The sequence below is a fragment of the Reyranella sp. CPCC 100927 genome, from assembly GCF_007859315.1.
In the GTDB taxonomy this organism is placed as follows: domain Bacteria; phylum Pseudomonadota; class Alphaproteobacteria; order Reyranellales; family Reyranellaceae; genus Vineibacter.
This window is the reverse complement of sequence record NZ_VOHA01000005.1, coordinates 420,821-437,286: the sequence shown is the minus strand read 5'-3', so window position 1 is coordinate 437,286 and position 16,466 is coordinate 420,821. Positions and strand designations below refer to the sequence as shown.

The 16,466-nt window shown below is 65.5% G+C and carries 16 protein-coding genes; 7 read left to right on the top strand and 9 right to left on the bottom strand.

The features are described 5' to 3' along the window. Position 1 precedes the first annotated feature (1 nt). The 3 genes from FQU96_RS17510 to FQU96_RS17500 are packed head-to-tail and all read left to right on the top strand — an operon-like array spanning position 2 to position 2,597. Positions 2-856, top strand: a complete 855-nt coding sequence (locus FQU96_RS17510; protein ID WP_255468390.1) for an ABC transporter substrate-binding protein — start codon at positions 2-4, stop codon at positions 854-856. Beyond that, positions 853-1,833 carry an iron ABC transporter permease gene (locus FQU96_RS17505; RefSeq protein ID WP_146542577.1) on the top strand — a complete coding sequence of 327 codons (981 nt, stop codon included), beginning with the start codon at positions 853-855 and terminating at the stop codon, positions 1,831-1,833. Before FQU96_RS17510 ends, FQU96_RS17505 begins: the two co-directional genes overlap by 4 nt. Then, the gene (locus FQU96_RS17500; RefSeq protein ID WP_146542576.1) at positions 1,830-2,597 is read left to right on the top strand and encodes an ABC transporter ATP-binding protein; all 768 of its coding nucleotides are present in this window, start codon (positions 1,830-1,832) and stop codon (positions 2,595-2,597) included. Before FQU96_RS17505 ends, FQU96_RS17500 begins: the two co-directional genes overlap by 4 nt. 39 nt (positions 2,598-2,636) lie before the next feature. Here FQU96_RS17500 and gdhA read toward each other — a convergent pair whose 3' ends face one another. Next, entirely contained in the window at positions 2,637-3,992 is a 1,356-nt protein-coding gene (gdhA, locus tag FQU96_RS17495) for an NADP-specific glutamate dehydrogenase (protein ID WP_146542575.1), read from the bottom strand. 146 nt (positions 3,993-4,138) lie between these two features. Here gdhA and FQU96_RS17490 point away from each other — a divergent pair, with 146 nt between their 5' ends. After that, a complete protein-coding gene (locus FQU96_RS17490) occupies positions 4,139-5,281 on the top strand; it encodes an acetamidase/formamidase family protein (protein ID WP_146542574.1) in 1,143 nt (380 codons plus the stop codon). Positions 5,282-5,290: 9 nt separating this feature from the next. After that, on the top strand, positions 5,291-5,902 hold the full coding sequence (locus tag FQU96_RS17485; RefSeq protein ID WP_146542573.1) for a glutathione S-transferase family protein: 612 nt from the start codon (positions 5,291-5,293) through the stop codon (positions 5,900-5,902). Between the two features lie 42 nt (positions 5,903-5,944). Here the strand turns inward: FQU96_RS17485 and FQU96_RS17480 are convergent, their stop codons facing one another. The 3 genes from FQU96_RS17480 to FQU96_RS17470 form a co-directional block, all read right to left on the bottom strand. Continuing rightward, positions 5,945-7,378: an NAD-dependent succinate-semialdehyde dehydrogenase gene (locus FQU96_RS17480; protein WP_146542572.1), complete on the bottom strand. Its 1,434-nt coding sequence runs from the start codon at positions 7,376-7,378 to the stop codon at positions 5,945-5,947. 147 nt (positions 7,379-7,525) lie between these two features. Further along, complete coding sequence (locus FQU96_RS17475) at positions 7,526-8,254, bottom strand: pyridoxamine 5'-phosphate oxidase family protein (RefSeq protein ID WP_146542571.1); 729 nt, start codon at positions 8,252-8,254, stop codon at positions 7,526-7,528. Positions 8,255-8,352: 98 nt separating this feature from the next. Continuing rightward, positions 8,353-9,300, bottom strand: a complete 948-nt coding sequence (locus FQU96_RS17470; protein WP_146542570.1) for a phosphoribosylaminoimidazolesuccinocarboxamide synthase — start codon at positions 9,298-9,300, stop codon at positions 8,353-8,355. A 125-nt stretch (positions 9,301-9,425) separates the two neighbouring features. Here FQU96_RS17470 and FQU96_RS17465 point away from each other — a divergent pair, with 125 nt between their 5' ends. Both FQU96_RS17465 and FQU96_RS17460 read left to right on the top strand, forming a co-directional pair. After that, positions 9,426-10,928 carry an aldehyde dehydrogenase family protein gene (locus FQU96_RS17465; protein WP_146542569.1) on the top strand — a complete coding sequence of 501 codons (1,503 nt, stop codon included), beginning with the start codon at positions 9,426-9,428 and terminating at the stop codon, positions 10,926-10,928. Between the two features lie 100 nt (positions 10,929-11,028). Then, positions 11,029-11,388 (top strand): DUF1428 domain-containing protein, encoded by a 360-nt coding sequence (locus FQU96_RS17460; protein ID WP_146542568.1) that lies wholly within the window; start codon positions 11,029-11,031, stop codon positions 11,386-11,388. A gap of 171 nt (positions 11,389-11,559) precedes the next feature. On the opposite strand, the gene FQU96_RS17455 is transcribed toward FQU96_RS17460, so the two are convergent. Genes FQU96_RS17455 through FQU96_RS17435 form a run of 5 tightly spaced genes read right to left on the bottom strand, consistent with a single transcriptional unit; the run spans position 11,560 to position 16,100 of the window. Beyond that, entirely contained in the window at positions 11,560-12,798 is a 1,239-nt protein-coding gene (locus FQU96_RS17455; RefSeq protein WP_146542567.1) for an amino acid ABC transporter substrate-binding protein, read from the bottom strand. Between the two features lie 27 nt (positions 12,799-12,825). Continuing rightward, a complete protein-coding gene (locus FQU96_RS17450; RefSeq protein ID WP_178130560.1) occupies positions 12,826-13,572 on the bottom strand; it encodes an ABC transporter ATP-binding protein in 747 nt (248 codons plus the stop codon). 7 nt (positions 13,573-13,579) lie between these two features. Further along, positions 13,580-14,296: an ABC transporter ATP-binding protein gene (locus tag FQU96_RS17445; RefSeq protein ID WP_146542566.1), complete on the bottom strand. Its 717-nt coding sequence runs from the start codon at positions 14,294-14,296 to the stop codon at positions 13,580-13,582. After that, positions 14,293-15,174: a branched-chain amino acid ABC transporter permease gene (locus FQU96_RS17440; RefSeq protein ID WP_146542565.1), complete on the bottom strand. Its 882-nt coding sequence runs from the start codon at positions 15,172-15,174 to the stop codon at positions 14,293-14,295. The genes FQU96_RS17445 and FQU96_RS17440 overlap by 4 nt, the downstream gene beginning before the upstream one ends. A gap of 11 nt (positions 15,175-15,185) precedes the next feature. Next, positions 15,186-16,100 (bottom strand): branched-chain amino acid ABC transporter permease, encoded by a 915-nt coding sequence (locus FQU96_RS17435; RefSeq protein ID WP_146542564.1) that lies wholly within the window; start codon positions 16,098-16,100, stop codon positions 15,186-15,188. Positions 16,101-16,466 lie beyond the last annotated feature (366 nt).

The following is a 16,466-nucleotide window of genomic DNA, read 5'->3' as shown; positions in this document are numbered from 1 at the left end:
GATGTCGGTGCTGCCGGCTCACGCTCAACCGGTGACCATCCAGGATGCGTTGGGACGTCGTGTCGACGTCCCAGCGCCACCCCAGCGCGTCGTGACGATTTTCGCCTCCAACACGGAACTCGTGGCCGCGCTTGGACAGGCCGACCGCATCGTCGGTATCGAGGCATATACGCGTTATCCGCCGGGGGTCCTCGACCGGCCCCTGGTCGGCGGGCGCCTCGGTTTCTCCGTCGATGCCGTGGTGGCCCAGCGTCCGGACCTGCTGATCGTGACACCGTCGCGGCAAGCCGCCCACCAGCTGGTCGATCCGATGGAACGGCTCGGCGTTCCCGTGATCGTCCTGCTCAGCAGAAGCGTCGATGAAGTCCTCTCCAACCTGCGCCTGGTTGCGCAGGTCCTGGGCGTGCCGGCTCAAGGAGAGCGTGTCACGGGCGCGCTTGAGGCACGACTTCAGAAGGTCGAGTCGCGGACCAAAGGCCGCGTGCCACCACGTGTGGTGATGATCACGGGGCGACTGGGCAATGGTTTGCTGCTGGTGGCGCGGCCTGACACCTACACCGGCGATGCGATCGTCCGCGCCGGTGCGCGGTTCGCACTGGGGGGAAAGGGCGTTGTCCCGCAGGTCTCGCCGGAGGCCGTGCTCGCGGCGGATCCGGACGTGCTCTTGTTTGCAGGCAGACAGCAGGACCTCGACGAACTTATCCAGCAATCGGGGTGGCGTGACCTGAAGGCTGTTCTGGCAAAGAAAGCCTATACGGTGCCCCGGGCCGAGTTCCTCATTCCGGGCCCACGAACCATCGATGGCATCGAACGGCTTGCCGCGCGGTTGCACCCGCAGAGCGGGGAAACGCCGTGAAGCCGTGGTTATGGTTGTCGGCACTGTTGCTGCTGGCGCTGGTCGCCGCGGGATGCGCCGGGCACGACTGGGTCAGCCCGTTTACGCTGGTGAAGGCGATCGCTGCCGGCGAGGACATGCGCAGCCGATTGCTGGTCGACTGGCGCATTCCCCGCGTGCTGGCCGCAGCGTGCGTCGGTGCTTTGCTGGGGCTGGGCGGTGCGGTTTTCCAGGGTGTGTTCCGCAATCCGCTGGCGGAACCCTATCTGCTCGGTTCGGCCGGTGGCGCCGCACTGGGCGCAACTGTCGCGCTGCTGGTGCCGCTGGGCGTGCCGCAAGCGCTGCTGCTGCCGGCCTTGGCCTTCGCCGGCGCCTGGGGGGCGACAGTCCTGGTGATCGGCGTGTCGCGCGTGGCCGGCGCCATCGATACCGCGGGCGTTCTGCTCGCCGGTGTCGCCATCGCCGCCGTCCTGGGTGCATTGCGGTCTTTTCTCATGCTGGCGTTGTCGGACGAGACGGTGAGCCTGCAGATCGTGTTGAGCTGGGTGTTGGGTGGGTTGCAAACGCCGAGCTGGTCCGGCCTGGGCCTGTTGGCTGTGCTGTCGGCGCTGGGGTTGGCCGCGACGTGGCTGGTGGCGCGTGGCCTGGATCAACTCGGGTTAGGTGAAGCGATTGCGCAGGGCTTCGGGCTCGACGTTCGTCGCTTCATCCCGATGGCCATTCTCGTGGGGGCCGCTGTCGTCGCTGCGGCTGTCGCCTTCGGCGGTTTGGTCGCCTTCGTCGGATTGGCTGCGCCGCACATCGCCCGCTGGGCGGTCGGGCCCCTGCATCGGCCGCTGCTGGCCGCCAGTGCCTTGACGGGTGCGATCATCGTCATTCTTGCCGATGCCATCGCGCGGGCCGCCCTGCCGCCGGCGGAAATTCCGCTTGGTCTGGTCACGGCGGTTGCCGGCGGTCCATTTTTCATCGTGCTTCTGGCACGGCGGTTGCGGTCATGAGCGCGCTGCGGGCTGAGACAGTAACCACCCGCCGCGGCGGCATGTCGATCCTCCATGCCGTGAGTGTCGCGCTGCCGCGCAGCGGCTCGGTCGCGATCATCGGCCCGAACGGCGCCGGCAAATCGACATTGCTCAAGCAGCTTGCCGGACTGGAGATACCCGAGGCGGGCAGGATCCTGCTCGGTGATCGCGATCTGTCGGGCGTGCCGGTGCGGGAGCGGGTCGCCCGGATCGGCTATCTGCCGCAGCACTTCGCACCGCACTGGGATCTCACCATCGATGACCTTTTGCGCATACGCCTCGAAGGGGCTGGCCGGGCCATCGGTGATACGATCACAGCGACGCTCGCGCGTTTCGACCTGTCGGCGTTGCAACGGCGGCGGTGGTCGACTCTTTCCGGCGGCGAACAGGCACGGGCTATTCTGGCGGCGGTGCTGGCGACCGACCCGCCCATCCTTCTGGCGGACGAGCCGGGGGCCAGCCTTGACGTCCGCCATCGCCTGGCACTGGTCGAGCGTCTCGCTCAGCGTGGTCGCGAACACCTGTCCGTCGTGGTCATGCACGACATCGATCTGGCGTTTCGCTTCTTCGATCGGGTCATCCTGATGGACGCCGGCCGGATTATCATCGAGGGCGAGGCGAGGGACCTCTTCGATGACCGTCGTCTTGATGCAGCATTTGGTGTTCGGTTCGAGCGGCTGTTCATCGGCGATAGCCGGCTGCTCTACGCCCGAAACCAGGCTGACCAGTTGCCGATGCCGTAAGCAGAGGCGGCGATGCATGAAGCACCGCCGCCCACCTCTTCAGATCACGCCAAGCGCATCCATGGCCTCGGCGACGCGAACGAAGCCGGCGATGTTCGCACCCAGCACATAGTCGCCGGGCGCGCCGTATTCCTCTGCCGTTTCGGCACAACGATCGTGGATGTTGCGCATGATCTCGGCGAGGCGGGTTTCCGTTCGTTCGAATGTCCAGCTGTCCCGTGACGCATTCTGTTGCATTTCCAGCGCTGACGTGGCGACGCCGCCGGCATTGGCGGCCTTGCCCGGTCCGAACAGCACGCCGGCATCCTGGAAAATGCGGACGGCATCGGGCGTCGACGGCATGTTGGCGCCTTCGCCGACCGCAACAACACCGTTTTTTACCAGGATCTTGGCGTCCTTGCCCGTGAGCTCGTTCTGTGTCGCCGATGGCATGGCCACGTCACACGGCACGCTCCAGATCGAGCCGCCTTCGACATAGCGGCTGCCGGCACCCTTCAAGCGGACGTACTCGGCGATCCGCTGGCGACGGACTTCTTTGATCTCCTTCACCAGATCCAGATCGATGCCGCCCTCATCGACGACGTAGCCATTCGAGTCGGAGCACGCCACGATCTTGCCGCCGAACTCGATGATCTTTTCCATGGTGTAGATGGCGACATTGCCTGAGCCCGACACAACGGCGCGCTTGCCCTCGAACGCCTGGCCTTTGGTGGCCAACATCCTCTCGACGAAATACGTGGCGCCATAGCCGGTGGCTTCCTTGCGGGCACGCGATCCACCGTGGAAGAGGGCCTTACCGGTGAGCACGCCGGCTTCGTAGCGGTTCGTCAGGCGCTTGTACTGGCCGAACATGTAGCCGATCTCGCGTCCGCCGACGCCGATATCACCGGCGGGAACGTCGGTGTACTCGCCGAGGTGACGATGGAGCTCGGTCATGAATGACTGGCAGAACCGCATGATCTCGCCGTCCGAGCGGCCTCGGGGATTGAAATCCGAACCGCCCTTGCCGCCGCCGATCGGCATGCCGGTCAGCGCATTCTTGAAGGTCTGCTCGAAGCCCAGGAACTTGATGATGCCGACGTTCACCGAGGGGTGGAAGCGGAGGCCGCCTTTGTAGGGGCCAAGAGCCGAGTTGAACTGCACGCGAAAACCGCGATTGATCTGCACGTTGCCGTGGTCATCCACCCACGGGATGCGAAAAATGATCTGGCGCTCTGGTTCGCAGATCCGCTCGATCAAGGCGTTGTCGGCATAGTTGGGGTGCTTGGCCACCACGCGACCCAGGCTTTCGAGAACCTCGCGGACGGCCTGGTGGAATTCCAGCTCTCCGGCATTGCGTCGAAGGACCTCACTCAGAATGGGCTCAAGTTTCTCATCGACGCTGCCTGACACCATGGCTCTCCTTGTAATGTGACGGCTGCTAGATAGCAGGTTGTGGGCTGCGTGCGCGGGGAATGCACAGTCACAATGCCGCAGTGACCACATGGCAGCCCGGCGCCGGTTTGGTTATTGTTTCTGCGTTGATCGCTTGGGGGGACTCCATGGCACATACGCACATCCATATCGATCCAGCGCTGCCGCTGGCACGCCAGGCCGACAAAGGCCATAACCGCTGGCATCCCGACATTGCGCCGGCGGTTCGCATCGCATCTGGCTCGACGGTCGAGATGGAAACACTGGATGGCCTCGACGGTCAGATCACGCCGCGCTGGACGGCCGCTGACCTTGCCAGCATCGAGATGGGGCGCGTCCATCCGCTGACCGGGCCGGTGTATGTCGACGGCGCGCAGCCAGGCGACCTGCTGGCGGTGAAGATCGAGCAGATCCTGCCGGCCAGCCGCGGCTTCACCTTGATCATGCCCGGCTTCGGCTTCCTGCGTGACCTCTTCACCACGCCCTTCCTGGTGCATTGGGAAATGGCCGACGGCTTTGCCAGGTCCGAGCAACTGCCCGGCATACGCATCGCCGGCGCGCCGTTCATGGGCGTGATGGGGGTGGCGCCGTCGCACGACTTGCTCAAGCGCATCGTGGCCCGCGAGGCGGAGCTGGCCGGTCGCGGCGGCATCGTGATGCCACCGGATGCGGTCGGCGCCGTACCGGCCACCGAAGGTATCGCGGCGCGTGCCGTGCGCACGATCGCGCCGCACGAAACCGGCGGCAATTTCGATATCAAGCAACTCACCGCCGGCGCCACCCTCTATCTGCCGGTGCAAGTGCCGGGTGCGCTGTTCTCGGTTGGGGATGCGCATTTCGCGCAAGGCGATGGCGAATCCTGCGGCACAGCGGTCGAGACCTCGGCGACGTTCGTGGCCCGCTTCGAGGTGCTGAAGGGCGAGGCGACGCGGCGCAGGCAGCGCGACCCGTCCTATGCCCATGGCGGGCACGCGCACCATGGCGCAGCAGGCGTGCATGGCGCTCACGGCGTGACGCCAAGCAAGGGCTACTACGCCACGACCGGCATGTCAGTGCGCAGCGATGGCCGGGCCGAATCGGAAGACATCACGCTGGCGGCGCGCAATGCCCTGGTCAACATGATCGACTACATCGCCGACGCCTACAGCCTCACGCGCGAGCAGGCGTACTGTATCGCCAGTGTCGCGGTCGATCTGCGCATCAGCCAGGTCGTCGACGTCCCCAACATGACCGTTTCGGCAGTCTTGCCGCTCGACATCTTCGAGCGTTAGCGCCCGCGCATGCTGCTGATCGGCTCATATTCGTCGCCCTTCGTGCGGCGCGTGGCGGTGACCTTGAAGATCTACGCGCTGCCGTTCGAGCATCGTCCGGTCGCCACCGACCGGGACGCTGTGATCATCCGCGGCTTCAATCCTCTGGGACGGGTGCCGGCGCTCGTTCTCGACAACGACGAGCTTGTCATCGACAGCGGCATGATCATCGATCATCTCGATGAGATGGTCGGGCCGGCGCGCGCGCTGACGCCGCGGTCAGGGCCGCAGCGCCGGCAGGTCAACCGGATGGTGGCGCTGGCCACCGGCGCGGCCGACAAGTATGTCGCGGCATACTACGAGCGCACCAAGCGGCCTGACAGTCACGTCTGGCAGCCATGGCTGGAACGCCTGGAAGGACAGATAGAGACGGCCCTTCAGGCACTGGACGGGATGGTGCAGGGACCGTGGCTGGTGGGCGACGCGCTGACGCAGGCCGATGTCACGACCGTCGTTGCGGTGCAGGCGATGCGCTTCGATATGCCTCACCTGGCGCCTGAAGGACGATTCGCTGCGCTCGATACCCTGGTTCGGTCAGCCGCCAGGCTCGACGCTTTCAGTTCAACGCTGCCGAATGCCTAAGGCGGTGCCGTGCCTGATATCGGCACGGCACCGATTTCTGAGCTACAGGCCGGCCTGGGTGACGAACTTGGTGTTCAGGTAACCCTCGATGGCCTCAAGACCACCCTCCGAGCCGTAGCCCGAATCCTTGACGCCGCCGAACGGCACCTCAGGCAGGGCGAGGCCATGATGGTTGATCGACATCATGCCGGCCTCGACCTGAGCTGCGATGGCGTTCGCGGTCTTGGCCGAGCGCGTGTAGGCGTAAGACGCGAGGCCGTAGGGCAGCCGGTTGGCTTCCGTCACCGCGTCGTCGAACGAGCTGAACGGCGAGATGATGGCCAGCGGACCGAACGGCTCCTCGTTCATGACACGGGCGTCCCTGGGCACGTCCGTGATGACGGTCGGCTCGAAGAAGTTGCCCTTGTTGCCGATGCGGTTGCCGCCGACGCGGACGGTGGCGCCGCGCTTGGTGGCATCGCCGATCAGTGCCTGCATGGCGTCGATACGCCGCGGGTTGGCCAGCGGCCCCATGGTGGTGCTGGACTCTAGTCCGTCGCCGACCTTCACGCCCTTGCTGTGCTGCAGGAAGCCTTCGACGAAGCGGTCGTAGACTTTCTCCTGCACCAGCACGCGGGTCGGTGACACACAGACCTGGCCGGCATTGCGATATTTCGCGCCGGCCAGCAGCTTGCTGGCCGTATCCACGTCGGCGTCGTCGAACACGATGGCCGGTGCATGGCCGCCCAGTTCCATCGTGACGCGTTTCATGTGCGCGCCGGCGATCGCGGCCAGCTGCTTGCCGATCGCGGTCGAGCCCGTGAACGACATCTTGCGGATGATCGGGTGCGGGATGAGATATTCGGAGATCTCCGCCGGCACGCCGTAGACCAGGTTCACCACGCCGGCCGGCACGCCGGCGTCGACGAAGCAGCGGATCAGTTCGGCTGGCGAGGCCGGGGTTTCTTCCGGCGCCTTGACGATGATCGAGCAGCCGGCTGCCACGGCACAGGACAGCTTGCGCACGACCTGGTTGATCGGGAAGTTCCACGGTGTGAACGCCGCGACGGGGCCGACCGGCTCCTTGATCACCAGCTGGTAGATGCCGTCCGCCCGCGCCGGCACGACGCGGCCATAGGTACGGCGGGCTTCTTCGGCGAACCAGTCGATGATGTCGGCACCGGCCAGGACCTCGCCCTTGGCTTCCACCAGCGGCTTGCCCTGTTCCTGGGTCATCAGCGGCGCGATGGCATCGGCGCGCTGGCGCAGCAGGTCGGCGGCCTTGCGCATGACCTTGGCGCGATCGAAGGCCGAGACCTTACGCCAGACCTGGAAGCCTTTTTCGGCGGCTTCCAGGGCTCGGTCGAGGTCGGCGCGCTCGGCATGCGCCACCGTGCCGATCACCTCGCCGCTGGCCGGGCTGACGACCGGCAGGGTCCGCTTGCTGGCGGCTGGCGTCCAGACGCCATTGATGAGCAGTTGAACGTCGGGATACATCAGCGGTCTCCTCCACGCTCCGGCATGAAAGCCTGACGAATACGGCATTCGCCAGCGCCATGGGACCGGAGCCATATGCGTGATGGGATATAGCGATAGTGGCCCAGCGCACGCCGTCGGGCAAGGGGAGGAGCGCCCATTTTCCCGTCAGGGCAGACCTGATTTGCGATAGGTTTCCTGCATCACCTCGTCCAGGCGGCGGCCCGGCGTGAAGCCGGCCAAGCCCTCCGGCCTCGGCACATCCGGTGTCAGCCGATGGCAGGGCTCGATCGCGCCCATCACAGTCTGGATCGGGATGCGGGCGGCGTAGATCGGCAGGGCATAGTCTTCCTCTTCATCCGCAACGCCTTTGGAGCGGATCTTGCCGGCTGCTTCCTCGATCTCCATGCCGATGACCGTGGTCGCCTTGAGTTCCTGCTCGGTGCTGGTGCGCAGGGACGCTGCCCGGTCGGGATAGAAACGGTCGATCATGCGGTCGAGCGCGGCGGCTTTCTGGGCCGGATCGTCGATGATGTGCGCCTTGCCGAAGCACATCGCCGAACGGTAGTCGACCGAGTGGTTGAAGCCGCACCGCGCCAGCACCAGGCTGTCGAGGTGGGTCACCGTCAGACACACCGGCAGGCCAGGCTTCTGCGCCCGCAACATGCGGCTGGCTGCCGAGCCGTGCCAGTAGAGATGGTCACCCTCGCGCCAGAATGCCGTGGGCGTGCAGAAAGGCTGGCCGTCGATCACATAGGCGATGTGGCAGATCATCGCCGCGTCGAGGATCGCATGCACGCTGTCGCGATCATAGCGGCCACGCTCGTGCAGGCGCTGGACCCGGTTGCGCTTGGTCACGGCATAGCTCGTGATCGTGGCTTCGGCAGTCTTCGACATCGTTCTTCCTCGCGACGGACAACACGGTCTTCCTTACCGTTGCGTACCCGTCGCGTTGAAGGACCATTCCGCCGCGACGGAACAGTGCCATTCGGCGGTCAGAAGTAGGCTGCCAGATTGCGGCGGATGCGATCGAGGACCGGTTCGCCCGGCGCCGGACGCTGAAACGTCCGGCCGGTGATGGTCTCGAACGCGTTGATGTAGACCTGCGACGTATCCAGCACGACCTGGGCGGGGATGTCGGGGATCGGGTCCTTGTAGGGATCGCAGCGGGCGGCAACCCAGTTGCGCACGAAGTCCTTGTCGAAGCTTTCCGGCCGCTCGCCCCGCTCGAAGCGGTCGGCGTAGCTCTTCTGCAGCCAATAGCGGCTGCTGTCGGGTGTATGGATCTCGTCGGCCAACACGACGCGGCCGCTGGCGTCGACGCCGAACTCGTACTTGGTGTCGACCAGGATCAGGCCGCGCTGGGCCGCAATCGACTGGCCGCGCGCGAACAAGGCCAGAGCGTAGTCCGACGCGGCCTTCCAGCGTTCGGCGGAGAGCAGGCCGCGTCCAACGATCTCGTCCGGCGTGAGAGGCTCGTCGTGGCCGCCATCAGCGGCCTTGGTGGTCGGCGTGATGATAGGGTCGGGCAGGCGCTGGTTCTCGCGCAAGCCGTCGGGCAGGCGCACGCCATACATGTCGCGATGGCCGGCCTTGTAGAGTGTGAGGATGGACGTCGCGGTCGTGCCGGCGAGGTAGTCGCGCACCACGACCTCGACCGGCAGGATGTCGAGCCGCTGTCCCACGACCACATTGGGGTCGGGATAGGCAAGCACATGGTTGGGACAGATGTCCTGCGTTGCCTCGAACCAGTACCGCGCCGTCTGGGTCAGGACCTGGCCCTTCAGCGGAATGGCCGCCAGGATGCGGTCGAAGGCGCTCAACCGGTCGGTGGCGATCAGGATCCGGCGCCCGTCGGGCAGGTCGTAGTTGTCCCGCACCTTGCCACGATAGTGGTTCGGCAGCTCCGGTATGGTCGCATCCTGCAAAACCTGAATATCCATCGGCCTCGTTCCATGGGTGGTCGCCAACCTAGCACAGCGGCGGCACCGGAATATCCCCAGAGCCTTGTTTCCCCGGCACGGGCAGACCAAACTATTGGTATCAAGCCCGATAGATGCAGGTACCGATGTCCGCGATCGCACAGCAGCACCAACCCGCCCCGACACCGCAGCCGAAAGGCATGCTGATCGACGGGCAGTGGGTGGCCGCCGCATCGAACGCCCGCATCTCCGTCGAGAACCCGGCCAAGCGTACGGCGATCGCCGAGGTGCCGCGTGGTGCCGAGGCCGACGTCGAGCGGGCAGTGGCGGCGGCCAGCAAGGCCTTTCCGGGCTGGAGCCGCGTCGTGCCGCGCGAGCGTGGCAAGCTGCTGCTGAAGATCGCCGAGGCGATGGAGGCCCGTGCCGAGGAGATGGCGCGGATCATCGCGTTGGAGACGGGCAATGCCCTGCGCACCCAGGCGCGAACGGAGGCGCGCGGAGCCGCCGATATCTTCCGCTACTTCGGCGGCCTCGCCAGCGAACTGAAGGGCGAGACCATTCCGCTGGGCGAGCATGTACTGAGCTACACGAGGCGCGAACCGCTGGGTGTCGTGGGCGCGATCATCCCCTGGAACGCGCCGGTGCTGCTGGGTGCGCTCAAGATCGCGCCGGCGCTGTGTGCCGGCAACACGCTGGTGATGAAGGCGGCCGAGGATGCGCCGCTGGGCGTGCTGCTGATGGCGGAGATCTGCCAGGAATTCCTGCCGCCGGGTGTGCTGAACGTGCTGACCGGACTGGGCGCGGAGTGCGGCGGGCCGCTGGCCAACCATCCGGCGATCCGCAAGCTGTCGTTCACCGGCTCGACCGAAGTGGGCAAGATCATCATGCGCGCCGCGGCCGAGCGGATCGTTCCGGTCTCGCTGGAGCTGGGCGGCAAGAGCCCGTCGATCGTCTATCCCGACGCCGACGAGGACTGGGTCGTCGACGGCATCATCGCCGCCATGCGGTTCACCCGCCAGAGTCAGTCCTGCACGGCGGGATCGCGGCTCTTCCTGCACGCCGACATCTTCGACTCGTTTCTCGACAAGCTCGGCAAGAAGGCGGCGGCACTCAAGCTCGGCGATCCGCTTGACGAGGCCAGCGACATCGGCACCATCATCAACGCCAAGCAGTTCGGCAAGGTCTGCGGCTACGTGGAGGAGGGCTTGAAGCGCGCCGATGCCCGGCTGGTCTTTGGCGGCCTGCCGCCGAAAACGGGGCCGTTGAGCGAAGGCTACTACGCGCTTCCGACCGTGTTTGCCGATGCCTCGAACGACTGGCGGCTGGCGCGCGAGGAGATCTTCGGGCCGGTGCTGGTGGCGATCCGCTGGACCGACGAGGACGCGGTCATCCGCATGGCCAACGACAGCCACTATGGCCTGGCCGCCTATGTCTGGACACACGACATCGGTGTCGGGTTGCGCACGGCGCACGCCATCGAGTCGGGCTGGGTGCAGGTGAACCAGGGGCTGGGCCAGTCGCCGGGCCATTCCTACGGCGGCTACAAGCAGAGCGGCATCGGCCGCGAGTTCTCGCTGGAAGGCATGCTCGACAGCTTCACGCAGCGCAAGAACGTCACGGTCAATCTCAGCGTGCCGCGGCGCGCCTGAAAAAATTTCACCCGCCTTGTCGGGATGGCGGCCGGGCGTTCGTCCTTGTGATAGCGCCGGATCGACGACGATCGCGCGTGTTCTCAGCGGAGGGAAGCATATGGCCTATGTTGATGGTTTCGTCGTGCCGGTGCCGAAGAAGAACCTGGCGGCCTATCGGCGCATGTCGCAGAAGGCCGGCAAGATCTGGCGCGAGTTCGGCGCGCTCGAGTACCGCGAGTGCGTCGCCGACGACGTGAAGCCGGGCAAGGTCACGTCATTCCCGCAGGGCGTCAAGCTGAAGTCCGATGAGGTCGTGGTCTTCTCCTGGATCGTCTACAAGTCGCGGGCGCAGCGCGATCGCATCAATGCGAAGGTGATGAAAGACCCGCGGATGGACGCGCTGGTGGGCCCCGAGGGGATGCCCTTCGACGGCAAGCGCATGGTCTTCGGCGGTTTCAAGGTTTTCGTGAGTTTGTGACGATGTCCCTCCCCACGTAGTGGGGAGGTGCCCCGATACGACGTTTCGACTCATTGCGTCGAAACGTCGGTGGGCGGAGGGGACCCCGACGTGGTCTTGGTAACTGAGACCACGTCGGGGTCCCCCTCCGGTCTTCGGCCACCGCCCCCAAGCGAAGCTGGGGGAGGGATGCTACTTCCGCTGATCGAACGCCGGGGCGGGGTAGATGGCTTTGGCCGTGGCGACGGCGGGCGGGTGGACCACCTCCAGCGTGCCGCCGGGCAGGTTCTGCATGATCGAGAAAGCGTTCTTGAACTGCTTGCCGGTCTGATCGATCTGGTATTCGCCGGTCACCGTGATGATCTTGTCATTGACCTTCAGCGCCGCCTCCTTGAGCTTGGCAGCGTCCAGCGACTGCGCGGTCCTGATCACCTCTTCCGTCACGACACCGGCGCCATAGGCCAGCGCGGTCTGGAAGTCGGCCGTGTACTGGGCATTGGGGAAAAGCTTGGCGTAGCGCTCCATCATCTGCGCCCGGCTGAGACCGTGCGTCACCTTCCAGTTGATCTTGTCGTGCAGCAGCGTCTGGCTGAGGATGTAGTCGGCATCCTTGCCCGCCTGCTGCAGGAACTGCGGCTGCGAGCCGTAGACCAGGTAAACAGCCTTGAAGGTGACGTTGGCCTCGCGCAGCTGGCGCGCGATGGTCATCTGGTCGCCTTCATACGCCGTGGGGTAGAACGCGTCGGCGCCGCTCGCCTTGGCCTTCTGGATCAGGATATTGAAGTCCTTGGTTCCCTTGGCGAACTTCTCGTTCATGGTGACTTCCATGCCGAGCTGCTTGGCAAGATCGACGGCGCCCTGCGTCAAGGCAGCCGGGAAGGGCTCGTCGAGATAGGCGAAGGCGACCTTCTTGGCGCCCAATGCGTGCAGCGCCTGCACGCCGGGCTGGCCGAGGAGGGAGCCCGCGATCTGCGTGGCAGAGATGATGTACTTGAAGCCCTGGGCATAGATCGAATCGGCCGACGCCGACCAGATCACCATGAACTTGCCAGCGGTCTCGCTGGCGTTGACGGCGGCGGCGGTGAGCGTCGAGCCAAACGGCCCGAACAGCACGTCGACCTTCTCGTCCTTGATCAGGGTCTCATAGACCTTGGGGACGGTCGTCTTGTCGCTGCGATCGTCGAGCTTCACCAGCTGGACTTTGCGCTTCTTGCCGCCGATCTCGATGCCGCCGCGGGTATTGACGTCGTCGACCCAGATCTCGACGCCGCGCAGGCCCGACTGGGCCGCGAGCGCAAAGGTGCCGGTCGACGACACCGTCATGCCGATCCGGATCGGTGCGTCGGACTGGGCCATCGCCGGAACCAGCCCAAGGCCTGTGGCCAGGGCGGGCGCTGCCGCGGTCGTTACAAGAAATTCTCGCCTCTTCATGACGTCCTCCCGTGGATGGGTTCTCGTTCAGGCATCAATGCGGTAGTCGACCCATTCGGCAATCAGATTACGGAGTTGCTCGTCCCGTGCAAAGGCCGTGGCCGAGCCGTCGACCTTGTTGCGACCGAGTTCCAGCACATAGAGGTGATCGGCGATGCGCACGCATTGGCGCACGTTCTGATCGACCAGCAGCACCGTGATGCCCTGTGCCGGCAGGCCGCGGATGAATTCGTAGATCTCGGCACTGAGTCGCGGCGCGATCATGGCCGTCGGCTCGTCGAGCAGTACGACACGCGGCTTCAGCGCCAGCGCCCGGCCCAGCTCGAGGAAGCGCTGCTGGCCGCCGCTCATGGCGCCGGCTGGCTGCTTGCGGCGCTCCTTGAGGATCGGGAACTGTGCATAGGCACGCTCCAGCGCCTCCTCGACGCGGGCGCGGTCGCGGCGGAACGACCAGCATGCCAGCCGCAGGTTGTCCTCGACCGACAGCTCATTGAACAGGCTGCGGTTCTGCGGCACCAGCGCGATGCCGCGCTCGATGAAACGCCACGGCGGCAGGCCTGTCACCGCGGCACCGTCGACCAGCACGTCACCGTCGATCGGCCGCAGCAAGCCGTAGAGGGTCTTGAGCACCGTCGATTTGCCGGCGCCGTTGGGGCCGATGACGCCGGTGATCTGCCCGGCGCGCACGGCCAAGGTCAGGTCCTGCAGGATCCGGATGTCGCCGTGATAGGCAACGCTGGCGTTACGCAGCTCCATGACGATATCGACCGCCATCGATCCCTCACGATCCGAGATAGGCTTCGATGACGTCGGGATTGCCGCGGATGGCATCCACGCCGCCGTCGGCGATCACCCGGCCCTGGTTCAACGCCAGGACCCTGTTGGACAGGCGATAGATCGATGTCAGGTCGTGGCTGATCAGCAGAACGGTCTTGTGCGCCGCCGTCATGGCCTCGATCTGCTCGATCATGAAGCGGCACAGGGTGGGGTGCACGCCGGCAAACGGCTCGTCGAGCATCACCACCTGGGGATCCGGCATCAGCATGCGCGCCATCTCCAGCAGCTTCTGCTGGCCGCCGGACAGCTCCTCGGCGAAATTGTGGCGCAGGTCGATGAGCCGCATGCGCTCCAGCATGGCCTCGGCCGCCTCGATCAGGGCGCGGTCGGGCACCTTGTGCTGAAGGACGGGCACCAGGAGGTTGTCGATCAGCGACATGCGCCGGAACACCCGCGGCACCTGGAACGTGCGGCCGACACCACGGTGGGCAATGTCATGCGGCGCCCAGCCGGTGACGTCCTGGCCGCCAAGGCGAATGGCGCCGGCGTCGGGACGATAGATGCCGCAGATGCAATTCATCAGCGTGGTCTTGCCGGCGCCGTTGACACCGATGATGCCCAGCACTTCGCCCTGCGCCGCGGCAAAGGTGACCCCATCCAGCGCAACAAGTCCGCCGAAGCGCTTCACAAGTTCCTGGACGTCGATCGCCGGCGCCGTCATCGGCCGATCCGCCAGCGCGCGAAACCGGCATTGCGAAACAGGATCACTGCCACCAGCAGGCCGAAACCCACGATCTGGGCCAGCGCCTGGGGCAGGAACACGGTCGCCAGCTGCTCGACCAGGCCGTAGAGCACGCCGGCCAGCAGGGCACCGATGGGGTTGCCCAGCCCGCCCAGCACGATGACGATGAAGCCGATGATCGAGTACTCCGGGCCGGAGAAGGCGTTGAAGGCGGGGAACACCAGGGCCACCAGCACGCCGGTGATACCGGCCAGGCCGGTTGCTAGGGCAAACGCGAAGGCCGACAGCCGCACGATGTCGACGCCCATGATCTGGATCGCCTCGCGATTCATGATCGCGGCGCGCAGCGCCTTGCCCGGCAAGGTGGCGAACAGGAACAGCCCGACGGCGGCGGAGACTACGATGGTGACACCCAGCGCCACGATCCGCGCCGTCGAGACGTAGACCGGCCCGATCTTCATCGAGATCGGTGTGAAGGTATAGTCGATCGAGCGCGAGTCGGCCTCGAACAACAGCAGCATCAGAGCGGCCAGCGCGATCGACACGCCGTACATCATCAGGAACGACATGCTCTCGGGATCATCGCTGCGGCTCAGGCGCGGGATCAGCAGGTAGTAGGCGACATAGCCCAGCGCGAAGAAGGTGACGGCCGCGATGGGCAGCGCCAGCAGGGGCGGGATGCCGGCCATGTGGAACAGGACATAGGCCAGGAACGAGCCGCCGATCACCATCTCGCCGTGCGCGAAGTTGACGACCCGCAGCACGCCGTAGAGCAGGGTGAGGCTCATGCCGATGAGCGCATAGACGCCACCCACCACCAGGCCGTTCACGATGCCGTTGAGGACAAGGATCTCCATGGGCCGGCGCCTCAGGGCACGTAACGACGCCAGCCTGGGCGCCAGCGCAAAACGGTGCCGACGATGCCGCGCGGCAGGAACAGCACCAGCAGCACCGTGGCGAGACCCAGGATCAGCAGGTTCAGCAGGGGGAACTGGCGCCAGATCAGCTCGTCCAGCCAGACCATGGCGATGGCGCCGACAATCGGTCCGGCGACGGTGCCCAGGCCGCCGGCCACGGCATAGATCACGGTCTTGGCGGTGATCAGGGTGTTGAAGGCGGTCTCGGTGTCGACGACGTTGGTGTACCAGGCCTCGACACCGCCGCAGACCGCCGGGAAGAAGGCGGCGATCAGCCAGCCGTAGAGACGTACCCGGGTGATGTTGATGCCCATCATGTCGGCGGCTTCGGCATCGTCGCGCACGGCACGCAACGCCTTGCCCAGCCGCGAGCGCGACAGCCACAGGATGGTGCCCAGCGCCGCCAGCATCACCACCATCATGACGTAGAAGGACAGCACCGGCTCGGCCTGGCTGCCCAGCTGCAGTCCGAAGCTGCCGCCGGTGATCGCCTCGGGCATGTTGGTGATCACCAGCCGGCAGATCGCCGCCAGCGCCAGGCTCACGATGGCGAAGTAGATGCCCGACAGGCGCAATGTCGGTGCGAACAACAGCGCCAGCACAAGGCCGGCGAGCCCTGAGATCGGCAGGGCGGCGAGGACCGGGAAGCCCGCCTTCTTCACCAGGATCGCTGTCGTGAACGCGCCGACGCCGTAGAAGGCGACATAGCCGAACGGCATGTAGCCGGAGAACCCCGACGAGACGTTGAAGCCCGATGCCATGGTGATCCACAGCATCAGGTAGAAGTGGAAGGCAAGGTTGCCGCCGAGCACGGGCACGCAGGCGAAGTAGAGGATGACGAAGCCGCCCAACAGCGTCGCCAACATGAAGTAGATCCGATCCGCACGCTGCCGATCGGCCGTGCGCGAAGAGAGGCCTGATGTCACCATGTCGTCGGCTGTTTTGGAGCGAGGGTAGTGAGTGTCTCGGGACGCGAGCGCCGAACTCTCTGACAGAAACGACGGAAACTCAATAAGATCCTGATTCCAACGATTTGCGCGCCCTGTTTATGCTGACAGAAAACGGACAGAAACCGACAGAAAAGCCCGCGACGCTTGTGCGATGACACCCGAGTGCGCTCGCGCCACGACGCTTGCTGCGATCCCATTTAGATCGCTCGCCGCGGCGCAACAAGAGTCCAAAACTCGGCATCCTGAAATAAATCGTGGGATGGACGTCGCTCCCTGTCGATC

Bases quoted from the DNA above. Each gene is read 5' to 3' on its own strand.
- FQU96_RS17510 (WP_255468390.1), top strand. From the start codon at position 2: ATGTCGGTGCTGCCGGCTCACGCTCAACCGGTGACCATCCAGGATGCG.
- FQU96_RS17500 (WP_146542576.1), top strand. From the start codon at position 1,830: ATGAGCGCGCTGCGGGCTGAGACAGTAACCACCCGCCGCGGCGGCATG.
- gdhA (WP_146542575.1), bottom strand. From the start codon at position 3,992: ATGGTGTCAGGCAGCGTCGATGAGAAACTTGAGCCCATTCTGAGTGAG.
- FQU96_RS17490 (WP_146542574.1), top strand. From the start codon at position 4,139: ATGGCACATACGCACATCCATATCGATCCAGCGCTGCCGCTGGCACGC.
- FQU96_RS17485 (WP_146542573.1), top strand. From the start codon at position 5,291: ATGCTGCTGATCGGCTCATATTCGTCGCCCTTCGTGCGGCGCGTGGCG.
- FQU96_RS17480 (WP_146542572.1), bottom strand. From the start codon at position 7,378: ATGTATCCCGACGTTCAACTGCTCATCAATGGCGTCTGGACGCCAGCC.
- FQU96_RS17475 (WP_146542571.1), bottom strand. From the start codon at position 8,254: ATGTCGAAGACTGCCGAAGCCACGATCACGAGCTATGCCGTGACCAAG.
- FQU96_RS17470 (WP_146542570.1), bottom strand. From the start codon at position 9,300: ATGGATATTCAGGTTTTGCAGGATGCGACCATACCGGAGCTGCCGAAC.
- FQU96_RS17465 (WP_146542569.1), top strand. From the start codon at position 9,426: ATGTCCGCGATCGCACAGCAGCACCAACCCGCCCCGACACCGCAGCCG.
- FQU96_RS17460 (WP_146542568.1), top strand. From the start codon at position 11,029: ATGGCCTATGTTGATGGTTTCGTCGTGCCGGTGCCGAAGAAGAACCTG.
- FQU96_RS17455 (WP_146542567.1), bottom strand. From the start codon at position 12,798: ATGAAGAGGCGAGAATTTCTTGTAACGACCGCGGCAGCGCCCGCCCTG.
- FQU96_RS17450 (WP_178130560.1), bottom strand. From the start codon at position 13,572: ATGGCGGTCGATATCGTCATGGAGCTGCGTAACGCCAGCGTTGCCTAT.
- FQU96_RS17445 (WP_146542566.1), bottom strand. From the start codon at position 14,296: ATGACGGCGCCGGCGATCGACGTCCAGGAACTTGTGAAGCGCTTCGGC.
- FQU96_RS17440 (WP_146542565.1), bottom strand. From the start codon at position 15,174: ATGGAGATCCTTGTCCTCAACGGCATCGTGAACGGCCTGGTGGTGGGT.
- FQU96_RS17435 (WP_146542564.1), bottom strand. From the start codon at position 16,100: ATGTTGGCGACGCTGTTGGGCGGCTTCGTCATCCTCTACTTCGCCTGC.